This window comes from Williamsia sp. DF01-3 (genome assembly GCF_023051145.1).
GTDB lineage: Bacteria > Actinomycetota > Actinomycetes > Mycobacteriales > Mycobacteriaceae > Williamsia.
Window position 1 is genome coordinate 1,216,156 of sequence record NZ_JALKFS010000005.1, and the last position, 13,138, is coordinate 1,229,293.

The 13,138-nt window shown below is 63.6% G+C and carries 15 protein-coding genes and 1 pseudogene; 10 read left to right on the forward strand and 6 right to left on the reverse strand.

What is annotated here, in order from left to right; all coding sequences use genetic code 11:
• The first annotated feature begins 33 nt into the window (after positions 1–33).
• Complete coding sequence (locus MVA47_RS07790; protein ID WP_247207369.1) at positions 34–1,110, forward strand: MSMEG_0565 family glycosyltransferase; 1,077 nt, start codon at positions 34–36, stop codon at positions 1,108–1,110.
• 47 nt (positions 1,111–1,157) lie between these two features.
• On the opposite strand, the gene MVA47_RS07795 is transcribed toward MVA47_RS07790, so the two are convergent.
• Both MVA47_RS07795 and MVA47_RS07800 read right to left on the reverse strand, forming a co-directional pair.
• Positions 1,158–1,484, reverse strand: coding sequence for a hypothetical protein (locus MVA47_RS07795; RefSeq protein WP_247207370.1), 327 nt, complete (start codon positions 1,482–1,484; stop codon positions 1,158–1,160).
• A 51-nt stretch (positions 1,485–1,535) separates the two neighbouring features.
• A complete protein-coding gene (locus MVA47_RS07800; protein ID WP_247207371.1) occupies positions 1,536–1,982 on the reverse strand; it encodes a GNAT family N-acetyltransferase in 447 nt (148 codons plus the stop codon).
• A 210-nt stretch (positions 1,983–2,192) separates the two neighbouring features.
• On the opposite strand from MVA47_RS07800, the gene MVA47_RS07805 reads away from it, so the two are divergent.
• Complete coding sequence (locus MVA47_RS07805) at positions 2,193–3,791, forward strand: ABC-F family ATP-binding cassette domain-containing protein (protein WP_247207372.1); 1,599 nt, start codon at positions 2,193–2,195, stop codon at positions 3,789–3,791.
• A 63-nt stretch (positions 3,792–3,854) separates the two neighbouring features.
• Here the strand turns inward: MVA47_RS07805 and MVA47_RS07810 are convergent, their stop codons facing one another.
• A complete protein-coding gene (locus MVA47_RS07810) occupies positions 3,855–4,250 on the reverse strand; it encodes a hypothetical protein (RefSeq protein ID WP_247207373.1) in 396 nt (131 codons plus the stop codon).
• 844 nt (positions 4,251–5,094) lie between these two features.
• On the opposite strand from MVA47_RS07810, the gene MVA47_RS07815 reads away from it, so the two are divergent.
• The 5 genes from MVA47_RS07815 to MVA47_RS07835 all read left to right on the forward strand — a co-directional run bounded on the left by MVA47_RS07815 (position 5,095) and on the right by MVA47_RS07835 (position 7,922).
• A complete protein-coding gene (locus MVA47_RS07815; protein WP_247207374.1) occupies positions 5,095–5,604 on the forward strand; it encodes a hypothetical protein in 510 nt (169 codons plus the stop codon).
• Positions 5,605–5,873: 269 nt separating this feature from the next.
• The gene (locus tag MVA47_RS07820) at positions 5,874–6,290 is read left to right on the forward strand and encodes a hypothetical protein (protein WP_247207375.1); all 417 of its coding nucleotides are present in this window, start codon (positions 5,874–5,876) and stop codon (positions 6,288–6,290) included.
• A complete protein-coding gene (locus MVA47_RS07825; RefSeq protein ID WP_247207376.1) occupies positions 6,287–6,715 on the forward strand; it encodes a hypothetical protein in 429 nt (142 codons plus the stop codon). The genes MVA47_RS07820 and MVA47_RS07825 overlap by 4 nt, the downstream gene beginning before the upstream one ends.
• Before the next feature lie 77 nt (positions 6,716–6,792).
• Positions 6,793–7,143, forward strand: a complete 351-nt coding sequence (locus MVA47_RS07830) for a hypothetical protein (RefSeq protein WP_247207377.1) — start codon at positions 6,793–6,795, stop codon at positions 7,141–7,143.
• 152 nt (positions 7,144–7,295) lie between these two features.
• Positions 7,296–7,922, forward strand: coding sequence for a DUF6461 domain-containing protein (locus MVA47_RS07835; RefSeq protein ID WP_247207378.1), 627 nt, complete (start codon positions 7,296–7,298; stop codon positions 7,920–7,922).
• 129 nt (positions 7,923–8,051) lie between these two features.
• Here MVA47_RS07835 and MVA47_RS07840 read toward each other — a convergent pair whose 3' ends face one another.
• Positions 8,052–8,396 (reverse strand): hypothetical protein, encoded by a 345-nt coding sequence (locus MVA47_RS07840; RefSeq protein WP_247207379.1) that lies wholly within the window; start codon positions 8,394–8,396, stop codon positions 8,052–8,054.
• A gap of 464 nt (positions 8,397–8,860) precedes the next feature.
• Here MVA47_RS07840 and MVA47_RS07845 point away from each other — a divergent pair, with 464 nt between their 5' ends.
• The 3 genes and pseudogenes from MVA47_RS07845 (at position 8,861) to MVA47_RS07855 (ending at position 10,954) form a co-directional block, all read left to right on the forward strand.
• A complete protein-coding gene (locus MVA47_RS07845; protein ID WP_247207380.1) occupies positions 8,861–10,279 on the forward strand; it encodes an aminotransferase class V-fold PLP-dependent enzyme in 1,419 nt (472 codons plus the stop codon).
• Between the two features lie 75 nt (positions 10,280–10,354).
• Positions 10,355–10,589, forward strand: a pseudogene (locus MVA47_RS07850) (cation acetate symporter); the annotation flags it as partial.
• Positions 10,590–10,651: 62 nt separating this feature from the next.
• The gene (locus tag MVA47_RS07855) at positions 10,652–10,954 is read left to right on the forward strand and encodes a hypothetical protein (RefSeq protein WP_247211086.1); all 303 of its coding nucleotides are present in this window, start codon (positions 10,652–10,654) and stop codon (positions 10,952–10,954) included.
• An 85-nt stretch (positions 10,955–11,039) separates the two neighbouring features.
• Here the strand turns inward: MVA47_RS07855 and MVA47_RS07860 are convergent, their stop codons facing one another.
• The gene (locus MVA47_RS07860) at positions 11,040–12,542 is read right to left on the reverse strand and encodes a hypothetical protein (protein ID WP_247207381.1); all 1,503 of its coding nucleotides are present in this window, start codon (positions 12,540–12,542) and stop codon (positions 11,040–11,042) included.
• Positions 12,526–12,873: a hypothetical protein gene (locus MVA47_RS27205; protein ID WP_374474356.1), complete on the reverse strand. Its 348-nt coding sequence runs from the start codon at positions 12,871–12,873 to the stop codon at positions 12,526–12,528. Before MVA47_RS27205 ends, MVA47_RS07860 begins: the two co-directional genes overlap by 17 nt.
• Positions 12,874–13,138 lie beyond the last annotated feature (265 nt).

Below are 13,138 nucleotides of genomic sequence, written 5' to 3' on the forward strand. Positions count from 1 at the left end.
CGGGCCGACGAGCGACCGCCGAGAATCTCCCTCGTGACCTACTCGACCAAGCCTCGCGGTGGTGTTGTGCACACCCTCAATCTCGCGGAGGCACTGGCGCATGCGGGCGCGGAGGTCACGGTCTGGTCATTGGCCAGGGGAGGCGATCCAGGGTTCTTCCGACCGGTGGATCCGGCTGTCACGGTTCGCCTGGCCCGCTTCACCGATCGCGACGGCGATACCGTGACCGACCGGATCGTGCGGTCGATCGAGGTGCTGCGGGCCGAATTCGACCGTGACGCAGCCGATATCGTGCACGCGCAGGACTGCATCAGCGCGAACGCGGTCGGTCGCTGTATCCGCACCATTCACCATCTCGACCAGTTCACCACCCCGGTTCTCGCGGCATGCCACGAAAAGGCGATCGTCGAACCCTATGCGCGGATCTGTGTGTCGGCAGCGGTTGCACAGGAGGTTCACGAAGGTTGGGGATACCAGCCGGTTGTCATCCCGAACGGGGTTCAGTCCGCCCGGTTCGCGGCGGCCGCGAGTGACTCGTCCGAAGCCGTGGCCGGGCGCGCCCGCTGGCGATCGCGGCTGGGCCGGTACGTGCTCGCGGTCGGGGGCATCGAGCCGCGCAAGGGCAGCATCGATCTCCTTGACGCCCATGCGCTGATGGTTCGCGAGCACCCCGATCTGAAACTCGTGTTCGCCGGCGGAGAGACCCTGTTCGACTACCGGGGTTACCGGGCGGAGTTCGACCAGCGGATGGCGGACCTGGGCACCTCGCCGATCGTGCTCGGCCCTGTCGACGACAACGAGTTGCCCGCACTGGTGGCCGAGGCGTCGGTCTTCGCCTTCCCATCCACCAAGGAAGGGTTCGGGCTGGCGGCGATGGAAGCGCTCGCGGCCGGGACCCCGGTGGTCACACGCGACCTACCCGTGCTTCACGAAGTGTTCGGCGACACGGTTCGCTACGCCGCTACCCCTGCCGACCTGGCATCGGAGCTGGGCGCCGCGCTCACACCCGACCGGAGCCGCGTGGCCCGTGGCCGCACCCTTGCGGACGGCTTGACCTGGGCGCATGCGGCCAGACAACACCTCGAGTTCTATCGGCAACACGTCGGCTGACCGTCGACCACGCGGGGCCGTTCTGCGGGGATCGGTGCCGGCCCGGGTCAGCGCCCGCCGAAGGAGAACCGACGTCGTCGGCGACTCCTCGGTGAGTCGGGAACGGTCATGGATTGGAAGTAGTCGACCATCGCGACCAGTGCCCGGCGTTCCTCGGCGTCGTTGTGGGTAGGCCCTTCGCCGACAGTGATCGCGACCGGCGTGCCGCGATGGATGTCGAGCTCGTCCCAGCACAGGGCCAGACAATTCGCATTCACCCGGCGGCGATCGACCACCAGCATGATCTTGGTGTCGAACTCCGAGGTCTTCCAGGAGATCTTCTCAGCAGCGTCGAATGTCAGCGTCCCGGCTGATTCGAAGTCCTGTAGATACATCGGGCACTTTCCGTGGCTGGCAGTTACCCCATCGAGGGTAACCACCGGCGGTCACAGTGTCCGGGAAAAGTAGACCCTCTCGAACCCGTCCACGGTGGCGCGGTGGGTCTCCCGGAAACCCCGCCGCGGGTAGTACTGCAGGTTCTCGGTCATTGCCACGTTCGTGTGGAGCCGCAATTCACCGAGTCCACACGAGTGCGCGTGGTCGGCGGCGAACTCCAGCAGCTGTGAACCGACACCCAGTCCGCGGGCCGACGGCGAGACGGCCAGGTTGTCGAGCAGCAGATGGTCGCCCTCATCTGTCAACGCGATGGTGCCGACGGCATCACCATCACGGTCGGCCACCCACACCGACCCAGATGCGATCAACGACGTGCAGTCGGTCGACATGGGCCCGGGTCGTGCGCCGATCCGCTCGATGTAGGGCTCGAAGGACACCGCGATCAATTGCGTCAACACGTCGGTATCGTCGGGCCGGGCCGGACGGATCATCGTCATGAGAACAGTGTGCCAACACCGGAAGGGCCGGAAAAGCAGTTGCGTCGCTCGCCTACATCCCGCACACTCGATCACGTTCTGTTCCCGGCAGTGAGGAATGCAGTGAAGACAGTCGACGGCCCCGCGTCCTAGCGCGCCGACCTGTCTCGACCGCTGCTATCAAGCGGTCATCGAGTTGGTGCGTCTCCACCACTCACCCTTGGGAGCCACATGCGCCCGAACACCGAATCAGCCATTGTCCTACGTGAGATCTCTTTCGACTGGCCCGACGGCACGCCCGCCCTCTCCGACGTCACGGCGACCTTCGGGCATGGCCGCACCGGACTCATCGGTGCCAACGGCAGCGGCAAGTCGACGTTGCTCGGGCTCATCGCCGGGCAGATGACACCCACGTCGGGATCAATCGACGTGGTCGGCGAAACCTCCTATCTGCCACAGACTCTGACACTGCAGGTGCGCAGTACGGTCGCCGATCTGCTGGGCATCGGTGCCCGGGTCGATGCACTCAGGGCGATCGAGGCCGGAGACACCTCCCCTGAACTCTTCGACGTCGTGGGCGATGCCTGGGACATCGACACCCGTGCCGAACATGCGCTGCGCCAAGCGGGCCTGCAAGGCATCGAACTGGGCCGCGAGGTGGGCACGTTGTCGGGCGGTGAGTCGATGCTCGTTGCCATCGCCGGTTTGTGGTTGGCGGCTGCACCCATCACTTTGTTGGACGAGCCGACCAACAACCTCGACCGTGATGCCCGCCGGCGTTTATACGACATGGCGCGCGCCTGGCCCGGCACGTTGTTGGTGGTCTCGCACGACCCGGCGTTGCTCGAGCTGATGGACACCACCGCTGAGCTGCGGGAGAACCGGATCACCCTTTTCGGCGGCCCGCTCAGTGAGTACCGCGAATACGTCCGACATCGACAGGAGGCGGCCCACCGGGATCTGCGGGTGGCCGAACAGAAGCTGAGAACCGAACAGCGACAACGGGTCGAAGCCGAAATCAAACTCGCCCGCCGGGCGCGGTCCGGCCGGAAAGACGCCACAGATGGGAACCTGCCGAAGATATTGTTGGGCAAACGCAAACGCGCTGCCGAGAACACCGCCGGCCGGGTTCGGACACAGGCCGCCGACAAGGTGCGCGAAGCCCGCGAAGCCATTGACGCGGCGAATGAGTCCATCCGCGATGATCGCCATATCCGCATCGAACTGCCTGATCCGGATGTGCCCGCCGGCCGGCGCCTGGCCGAGATCCGTTCGGCTACAGAGACTACTGTCATCCAAGGTCCTGAACGTGTAGCCATCACCGGGCCCAACGGCGCGGGCAAGACAACGCTGCTGCGGACGTTGTGGGGAGTCGAACCGGCCGTCGGCGATGCGCACATGGTGGCTCACACGGATCGGATCGGCTACCTGGCACAGCGTCTGGACGACCTCGACCCGTCCGAGAGCGTCCTCGACACGGTCAGCGCCGCCGTCCCGGGCGCCGATCCGGAAACGATCCGCGGGCGCCTCGCCCAATTCCTCCTCCGCGGGGACGCGGTGGAACGGCTGATCGGCGACCTGTCCGGGGGCGAGCGCTTCCGGGTTGCCCTGGCGCGGTTGTTCCTTGCGTCACCACCCATTCAATTGCTGGTGATGGACGAGCCGACCAACAATCTCGACATGGACAGCGTCGACCAGCTCGTCGAGGCGCTGTCGGGCTTTCGCGGGGGATTGCTCGTGGTCAGTCACGATGAGGATTTCCTGTCCCGGCTCGGGGTCACCCGGTCGTTGTCGTTGCGTTCGGGCGACGTCATCGAGGTCGGGGTGTGACCGGTCCTGGGCACGACGCCAAAGGGGTGTGGATCAGGCGAGCTACTGCCGGTACGCCCGAGGTCAGGTCCGCGGCGCCGGTTTGAGACTCACAGCGAGACGTTCAGGATCGGCCAAGTCGGGAACCCACTCGGTTCCTTCGTAGTCAAAGACGATGTCGATCGTGGCGGTTTCGCGATCGATTGTCACCAGACACTTCTTCCAGGGCAATGCGTCCGGCAGGCGCATGGCCTGTTGCAGCTTGTGTGCGGTCTCCAACGGTTCTATGCCGTCGGGGCTCGCGGCCTCCCAGTCCCCGGCCGAGTACACGTAGCCGAACATCTGCTTGCGGCGATCGAGGTTGATTACAAGCGCAAGCTGATCCCACGGTTCGGATCGGTAGAACTGATCACCCACGATGTCGTTCCCCAGTTGATGGACGAGGGCGTCGGCGGCGTCGGAACCAAAAGATCGGGCCATGCCGGCAGACTGCACCCTGGCACAGGCATTTTCAACACGTAGGTGAGGGAGTCACCGAGATTCCCCTGCCGTGCCCGAATCGCGGAACCCGCCGGATCATCGGGAGTTGCCTCTGCCGGTGCGACAGGCTGGGGGCTAAGGGAGCGATGTGGTGCTGAGGTGGGTGGCCGAGGGGCAATGGCCGGGCCGCCACCGCGGCCGTTAGTGGGTGAGTAGGCCCCGCAAGACGCGAGAACCGCTGTGATCGCGTCCTTTTCGGCTTGGGTCACCCACAGCCTTTAGAAGGCTTTGACCTCGACCTGGCGGGACGCATACGGGCCGAACAAAAATGCCAGCAAGAACGCCAACCCGACACTTTGGGGGCGGTGACCACCACGACCGGCGCTTGCGCCATGTTGAAGTTCATCGCCGGTCCTGCGGCGGGGTGGCCCATCTGCGGTGGCACCCACTGGTGTCCGTCCCACCACTGCGTCGCTCCGACCGCGTGGTTGGGGTACTAACCCGGTCCTGGCGGAGCTGGGGCCCATGGCTGCACCTGGCCGCGGTGAACAAACGGGTCCGTCAACGGCTGAGGATGCCATGAGGTGTTCGTCTCCTCGTGAGGATTAGTCATCGACGACCTTTCTCAGGTGTGCCCAAGTGCTGAGAAGGACACTACGTCCCGCGACCATCACCCGGGCGGGACCTACCGGCTGGTGGGAAGTGCCGCCTGGCTCTGGTGCAGAGATGGTCCTTATACGTTGTAGCGCTACCCATGCCGCCACTCGCCCGCCGGGATCGAGAGCAGGGTAGGCGGTTCGACCGACCTCATTCGTCGACGTCAAGCCCTGCAACACTTGTGGCCATGACCCGGCACCGCGTGTTCTCACTCGCCCGAACCACCGGCCACGCCGCGTGGTGGATCTTCATGGTGGCGACACTGTTTGCCGGCGGCATCACCTGGACGGGGATCGACCGAAGTTTCTTCGATACCGAGTTCAGCGCACGATCAGGGACGACCAATACCGGGGATCTCACCCTCTACTCCGCCTACTCGGATGAGGACGTATTCAGTGACTACTACGGTGACCTCGCATCAACGTCGCTTGACCGCTGGACCGAACTAGAACTCTGGTCAATGGCGGCGTTCGTAGTGGTGCTCCTAGCCGCCGTCGTCGAGGCGATTTCGGCTCGCCAAGTGCTACCGGGCGTCGTGACTGTCGCAGTTCCGTGCGCAGCGTTCGGCCTCCTGCTGCTCGCCACTCCCGGCGTCCTCGACACCGTCGAGTTCAACACCACGCTCACCGTGAGCGTGGTGTTGATCGCTGTCGCGGCGCGAGAGGTATGGGCTCGTCGATTCGCCCCGAAACTATGACATCGGCGGGCTGTTAGTCCGGGAGAAGGTCAGGGTCCTTCACGCCCAGATGGTCGGCCAGGCCGGTCATCCGTATTTTGACGCAGTCAGTCGTCCGAATCTTTCTGTAGCACAGTCGATCGCGCCGGCCGTGGAGATTCTGTCAAGTAAACTTGACGCGGCGCAGGTAGAGCCACCACGCGCCGGCCCCACCCAACGGAATCATCCACACGAGCAATAGCCAAAGCCACGAACGTGTGACGACCGGCGGTCCATTGAGGATGCTGGCAGTGGACACCATTGCCGCCGCGACCCACGCTGAAACGGGCACGAAGACAACGCAAACGACGAGTAGCGCCACTGTAACCATGTCCACCCTGGGCACCGTACCGAACGATCCACCGCTGGGCGTGGTTGTTGTGACTATGAAGTCGGGCTGCAGTCACTTAAACAACGATATCGGTGACGGAACATGGGACCGGCGCTATGGACACCTGAACGTTCACACTGACTACGACGGCGGCTACCGACTGATCATCGGCGAACCCAAATCGACTGCCGCAATGAAGCAAACGCTAACAATGACTATGTCAGGTAAACTTGACAATCTGCTGGTGGGGTTGGCTTTCGCCACCGCCGAGGAAGCCCCGTGCCATTCTTGCATCGCCTGTCACATTTCGCGGCTCTCGCCGGTCTGGCATGCATGACCATTCTCATTCGCCTGTGTTTGCTGATCCTCTTCGTTGTCGAACTGACGGTCGGAGTATGGAATCAGCTGTTCCCCGAGTCGTTCTACAACGACTTCCCGACCGTCGATCTCACGCCGGCCTTCAGCGAGCACTACGCCCGGGATTTCGGTGGCGCGACGCTTGGCATCGCCTTGCTGTTGGGCCTCGCCGTCATCCGCCCCAGGGCGGCTTTTGTCATCCCTGCGGCGGCCGCCTACAGCCTCTTTTCATTGCCACACTTTGTCTTTCATCTCGGTCACATGCACAACGCATCGACGCTGGAAGCGGTCACCCTCACCACTGCCAATGCCGTGGTCGCCGCACTTGGCCTCGCGGCCATCGCATTGACCCTGCTGCGCGACCGTGCGGCATCACCGCTCGCGGTCGACTCGAACCCCATGTAGTGACGCGTCTAATTGATGCGGACTGGGTTCTGGTGTGCGGAGAGTGCGAGCGCCACTTCGTTCGGTATTGTCCGCTTATGCGGAGATTGGGGGTCGGGCTCGTGGTCGGCGGGGCTCTGTTCCTGTGTGTCGGATGTTCCAACGACCCCGGCGATCCGACGCTCGTACTGGAGATCGGCGGCGACTACGAGTTCGCCACCTACAGCGATTCCTCCGGAATCCACGATTTCGAGCAAGGGCAGACCAAGGTCATCTTGACCGGAGACGAGATCCCGGAGAGCATCTTCCTCCAGGTGTTGCCATTCCTCGATGGACGAGCAGCCGAGACGTGGTGTAAGGCAACCCTGGACGGAGTGGTCCAGTATGAAGACGGTAGCAACCACGGAGCACTGTGCTCGGAGCTCCAATCGCTGGCGGGAACCAGTTAGATCCCACCGAGTGAGCATATCGGCAGCGCGGTTGGTGGTGAATACAACTGTCTTACAACGAATTACCTGTCTCAGGTATACGCCGATAATCAACGTTACGTCCGAATCTGTGGTCTAGGCGTTGTAGTGGGTCGCCGCGTTAAACTTCGGGCATGACCCAGCCGGATTGGCGCGCATACGAGTGGACGAAGAATGACTGGCTGGTCGGTGCGAGCTGCATTTCGGTTGTGGTGCCGGCTGAGGTCGATTCGCTCGTGTTCGAAATGGCGGACGTGGTCGACACCGAGCGATGTGATTTTGACCGGCTCGAGAAACTAAGCCATGGTGCGACGTCTGTTCGCGGTGAGCGAGGGTCGGCGGTGGGCCTGGTTCAGGTAGAGGGTGCTGTGCTCATGCTTGAGCCGTACGGGTACCTGGGTGAGACCTATGAGTTCATGCTCCCTCTGTCGAGGGGCCGAAACATCGTGAGCTACTACGTGGGCGGGCACGGGCGTGGCACTTTCCTTTGGTACCACGAAGGCCAGGTCAAGTGCGCTTTTGACCACCATATTCCGAGCGGCCGTCGAGGGACGGACCCGGACGCCGTACTGCCCTGGCTAGAAGAGATCGGCGGATTTGGGCCCCTCTCAGAGAAAGCAGAATTTCCGGCGACCGTACACACCGAAGCTGCCGTCATGGCGCTGATGGAGCGCGTTTCGGGTGTACAGGTGACGCACTCGTTGCTCCACGACTCGACGTTCCTGACTGCACTGGTGAGACCGACTCCGGGGTCTTCCTGACGGCCTTGTGGCCAGCGAACCGAGCGTGATTCCGGTTGCCTTTAGTCACTGGTGACGAAACACGTTGCAGCGCAATTGATTACGCCGATAATAGGTACTACCTCAGGGTGGTGTTTGTGACGTCGTGGTTTATCCCAGCCCGTAATCGGTCCACGCCCCGAGTAGTGCGATCAAGCCGGCCGTCGCTCCCACCGCGAGCGAGTACGCCGTGCCAGCCCAGCGGGTGGGTACCGGGACCATGAACGCGATCCCGGGAACGAGTAGCACCGCCCACGCCAGCAACCAAGGAACCCAGTACGTGGCGATGAACGGCCTGTCGACCCGTCCATCCAGAGGTACTGCGGTGGGTTCCGGCAACCCCAGCCAACCCCGTGTCAGATGGGCGAGCGGGATGACGACGAGTATCCCGACTACGAAGCCGACGATAGCGGCGGTGACGACCTGGACCTTGTCCGCACGCGTGGTGGTGACCATAGGCATACACACTGCACGATGACCTGATGAAGGCCACGCCAAGCCCACGAGGCAGCATTTGCGCGCGAGCAGTCGAACATCGCCTCGAACACGCGGTCCTCGAGCCGTAGTCGACCGGCGACACCGTTCGACAGAAGCCCCGAAGTCACTGTCAGCCTGGACGGTGTGACGTGCCGGGACCGCCGCGTTTAGACGAAGAGCACGGTAAGTTTCGTCACTGGTGACGAAATGTATTGTGGCACAATCTGTTGCGCCGATAAGATACCTCATGTCAAGTAAACTTGACATGCCGCAGGTAGGGACAGATCGCGGACTGCGGCGGCGTCTGGCAGGCTTGACCCATTGCCAATTCTGGGTTGGCTTGACGGCCACTGGAGTCGCTTCGATTAGTGAATCCGCTGCCAGGTCGGCATCGGTGAGGTCGACGCTCGCACGACACGAACTCGAGAGCGAGGATGGTTTCAATGGATCAGCATTCCGCCCCGGTTGGAACCGACGACGTGTACGCGGCTCTGCCAAGGGCGTTGGAACTGGCGACCGAATACCTGCAGGGACTGCCACACCGGCCGGTCGATGCGAGTACGAGCTATGACGAGGTCGTCGACGCACTGAGCGGGCCGTTGCCCGACCAAGGTACGAATGCGGTCGCGGTAGTCGAGCGATTGGCCGCCACTCTCGGTCCGGCAACCATTGCGTGCGCCGGCCCTCGCTACTTCGGCCTCGTCGTCGGAGGAACGCTACCCGCGGCCCTGGCTGCCGACTGGCTGGTATCGACCTGGGACCAGACCGCGTACAGCCGGATGTCGTCGCCGGCCGGCGCTGCGATCGATGCCGTCACCGAGCGCTGGGTTCTCGACGCTCTTGGGTTGCCCACGCGCGCGGCGGTCGGGTTCGTCACCGGAGCCACGGCGGGAAACGTCGTTGGGTTGCTTTCCGCACGGCACGTTCTCTTGGCGCGGCAAGGTTGGGACGTTGAGGCCGATGGGCTCGCCCAGGCGCCCCGTGTTCGCGTACTCGTGGGCGACGAGGTCCATCCCTCCGTACTGCAGGCGTTGCAGATGATCGGTCTTGGATCGCGCCGCGTCGAGCGCGTGGCGGTCGACGCACAAGGAGCGATGAGAGCCGACGCGCTCGCCGACGCGCTCGCCGCCGACTCCGACCCCGCCATCGTGTGCGCGCAGGTCGGCAACGTGAACTCCGGAGCGTGCGACCCAATGTCAGAGATCGTCGCGGCGACCCACAAGCACGGCGGCTGGGTTCACGTCGACGGCGCATTCGGACTTTGGGCTAGCGCATCGCCGCGACTGTCGGCACTCGTTCGAGGTGTCGAGTTGGCCGATTCGTGGTCGACCGACGCACACAAGTGGCTCAACGTCCCCTACGACTGCGGCCTGGCCATTGTCGCCGACCCCCAAGCTGCTCGCTCCGCACTAGGTGCCAACACCAGCTATCTGCCCACGAGTAGCGAGCGCGAGCCCGGCGTCCTGGTGCCCGAGATGTCCCGGCGTGCACGCGCGGTACCTGTCTACGCAGCGCTCGCCTCGCTAGGCAGGCTGGGGTTGCGACAACTGATCGAACGCTGCTGCGAGCATGCCCGCCGCCTGGCCGAGACGATGCAAGCCACCGACGGCTTCTCCGTATGCAACGACGTGGTGCTCAACCAGGTCCTGATCCGCGCTGACGACAGCGACGAGCGCACTTGGCGTGTGGCAGAACTCGTGCGCCGCAGCGGAGAGGCGTGGGTCGCGGGAACCGAATGGCACGGTCGAGCGGCGATACGCGTGTCCTTCTCCAATTGGACGACAGCGGATAACGACCTCGACCGTCTCGCTGAAGCGCTGCGGCAATCGCTGGCGGCGGCGCGCAAAACTCAACAGGCGTAAGGCCAAGGCTGCGGCTCAGCGGCGCCGCCAGCAGGGGACGGCATTCCTGGACGTTTGCGCAGAGAAGCGCCAAGTCTGAACTTGATCGTGCTTTCTCCGGCGGTCTCGGGTTCGTCGTCGTCGATGTTCTCCGGGTGCGGATTTCGCGTGGCTCCCGCTGTCGAGTCCCGGTCTCGTGTCGATCCCCCTGGCCTTTGTCCTGGGCGTCGTCGGCACGTTCGTCGGCCGAGGCAACCCAGAGGACCCGTGTACGCAGGCCGAGATAGAGGTCCGGTCACTCACCGTTGTCGGCGTCGAGACGGCCGTGACGCAAAGAACGCGCCGACGCGCAACAGAATCGCGAAACAATCTTCGCCGCGGCGGATCGCCATTTTGCATCCGCTCGTCGAGTCCGAAGACATCCGCACGCTGCGGGTCCCCGCCGACATGCGCGACGGTGTCCTGATCGCGAACTGGCGGCGGCCACAGGCCTACCTCGACCCCGCTGTCCGCGCCTGCTGCTCAGGCCTGGCCCAAATCGACCAGCACGCGGTCGACGCCGGGATCCGACGACTGAGAACTGACATCGCTGACGGAACATGGGACCGGCGCTATGGACACCTGAACACCCGCACTGACTACGACGGCGGCTACCGACTGATCATCGGCGAACCCAAATCGACTGCGCCGCAATGAAGCAACCGCTAATATAGATTATGTCAAGTAAACTTGACAACCCTGTCGGACGCCTGTCTTCAACTGCTTGCGGTCCGACGCCATCTCAATCGTTGGTGCCGAGCCAGGCTGTAACGTCTCGCAGCGTCAGTTCGCCCGTGCGTTCGCGTAGCTCATCACGAATCTGTTGCGCGGTGATGCTGCCGCGCTTCATTGCCCGATGGGCCACGAACAACGCGGCGGTATCGATCGCCAACCCGAGCGCGGCAACCAGTGCCTCGCGGTCGTCCTGCCGAAAAATTGTCTCGCCGCGGTCGGTCGGTTCCCGCGCGATCATCCGGTTGATGAACAGCCATTGACGCGGCCGAAAACCTGGTTGTTCCTCGCGCTCATAGGCGCCGGTGTAGGTACCCAGCGTCGTGATTTTTGCACCCTTGGCGCCTTTGGCTACGCCAGTCGCGTCACCGATGACGAGCCACTGATCCGTGCCGGGTTCAGTGATCCGGAAATCCTCTCGCGGTTCGCGCTCGTTGAACTTGCCGGAGGCGTCCATATCCTCGACGGTGTAACCGATCTCGCGCAGGACGTCGCGCACTGCGTCCTGCAACGGAAGTCCTGTACCGCTGAGCAACTGCTTAACCGGCGTATCGACGGCAGCCGCAGCACGGTCTCGTAGTTCCCGGATCCGCTCATGGTGAGCAAGCGTCTCGCCGGCGAAGCGCCGACGTTCAGTCTCGATGTCGTCCGCCACCTGTTGTTCGTCGTAGCTGAGCCATTTGTAGTTCTCGATCCACCCGGGTAGATCCGGGAATTTTACGGGATCGATGCTGTGCCAGTCTCGCAACACCGCTTGCCACCAGCCCGCGATATCACTCACGTCGTCGGGCAGGAACCACACGCCGACGTTGTCGCGGACGTAGCGCCCCGCCAACGCCAAGTGTTCGGGTCCCTCGGCGAGCGTCTGATACGTCGGCACTTCAGCGCCGTCGCTGTCACGGAACCGAACACCGAACGGGTACTGGCGTGTCTGGGCGGTGTCGACGAGTTGGTCGCGAAGTTCTTCGAGGCGGTCATCTAGCGGCATGGTGCCCGCACGAATTATTCGGCCCGGTTCGTACGCACTCGCCAGCACGCGCTGGTTTCCGGCAGTGTCGATAAGCACATCGACAGGCATCTCCCGCACCCCATCTGCTTCGCTGAAGATATGCAGCACGAACAGATGTGGGGGCAGGACCTGTCCTCGTGGTGCTTTGAGACGGCGTATCGAAGGCGCGGCCGAAGTTTGCGGGGGCGGCGGCCCCGCGATGGGCTCGGTTGTGATGATCGCATCCCACTCCGTGGAGTCGACTTGGGCCAGCGACGTGATGAACTGGTAGCTGCCAGGCAGGTGGGCCACTATCGGGTACCAGCGATGCATCAGTGGGGCGTCTTCTGCACGGGAGCCGACGTTGGGGTCGCCGTCAAGCAGGAGAAGGAGGCGGGGCCGAGGCTGCGGATTGAGAACGTGCGGGACCGGAGTGTTCATGTCCTCAGCATCGCAGGAGACACCGCTTAGGCCGCCATACACTCGCTCGTGACGACAATCATCGACGCTATCGAAGTTCCGCACGTTCCGGCGTTCGCACACTCAGACAGCCGGTCGCGGAACTCTCCCACGCGGTGTGCGTGGGAATCCGCAGCCGTCGCTGCAACCGGCTGAACGAGGGACGCCCGGCCACATCGAGTACGACGATCTCGCCATCGAGAATTGCCTGCCGGCCGCCCAATGCCGCTGGCACACCAGCAACGATCTCGGGGAAGTGGGAGGAAAAGTTGTTGCGGTGCCTACTCCACACATACGTTCTCGCAGAATCGGTTTCGACGAGCGCCCGAGCCCCGTCCCACTTGAATTCAAACGCCCATCCCTCCCCAGATGGGGCTTCGCCCAGGGTGGCGAGCATTGGATCCGGAACAGGCGGCACCCGTTCAGGATGCCCCGCAGGCAGGGACGGCACACGTACAGCGGCCCGGCCACGATCCCGCCGGCGGGGAAGGGCAACGACACGTACAGGTGCTGGCGCGACACCCGCAAACACGCCGGGTGCCTTGCCCTCGAATCAGTGCTGGGCACGACGCCATAGGGGTGTGGATCAGGGGTTGATGATGCCGATCCGGTCGTCGAACGCTCCTACGATGGTGACGGTGTCCCGAACCCGGTGCACCGAG

What these genes read in the sequence shown, in the direction of transcription:
- MVA47_RS07795 (WP_247207370.1), bottom strand. Translation starts at nt 1,484, where the DNA reads ATGTATCTACAGGACTTCGAATCAGCCGGGACGCTGACATTCGACGCT.
- MVA47_RS07800 (WP_247207371.1), bottom strand. Translation starts at nt 1,982, where the DNA reads ATGACGATGATCCGTCCGGCCCGGCCCGACGATACCGACGTGTTGACG.
- MVA47_RS07805 (WP_247207372.1), top strand. Translation starts at nt 2,193, where the DNA reads ATGCGCCCGAACACCGAATCAGCCATTGTCCTACGTGAGATCTCTTTC.
- MVA47_RS07810 (WP_247207373.1), bottom strand. Translation starts at nt 4,250, where the DNA reads ATGGCCCGATCTTTTGGTTCCGACGCCGCCGACGCCCTCGTCCATCAA.
- MVA47_RS07815 (WP_247207374.1), top strand. Translation starts at nt 5,095, where the DNA reads ATGACCCGGCACCGCGTGTTCTCACTCGCCCGAACCACCGGCCACGCC.
- MVA47_RS07825 (WP_247207376.1), top strand. Translation starts at nt 6,287, where the DNA reads ATGACCATTCTCATTCGCCTGTGTTTGCTGATCCTCTTCGTTGTCGAA.
- MVA47_RS07830 (WP_247207377.1), top strand. Translation starts at nt 6,793, where the DNA reads ATGCGGAGATTGGGGGTCGGGCTCGTGGTCGGCGGGGCTCTGTTCCTG.
- MVA47_RS07835 (WP_247207378.1), top strand. Translation starts at nt 7,296, where the DNA reads ATGACCCAGCCGGATTGGCGCGCATACGAGTGGACGAAGAATGACTGG.
- MVA47_RS07840 (WP_247207379.1), bottom strand. Translation starts at nt 8,396, where the DNA reads ATGGTCACCACCACGCGTGCGGACAAGGTCCAGGTCGTCACCGCCGCT.
- MVA47_RS07845 (WP_247207380.1), top strand. Translation starts at nt 8,861, where the DNA reads ATGGATCAGCATTCCGCCCCGGTTGGAACCGACGACGTGTACGCGGCT.
- MVA47_RS27205 (WP_374474356.1), bottom strand. Translation starts at nt 12,873, where the DNA reads ATGCTCGCCACCCTGGGCGAAGCCCCATCTGGGGAGGGATGGGCGTTT.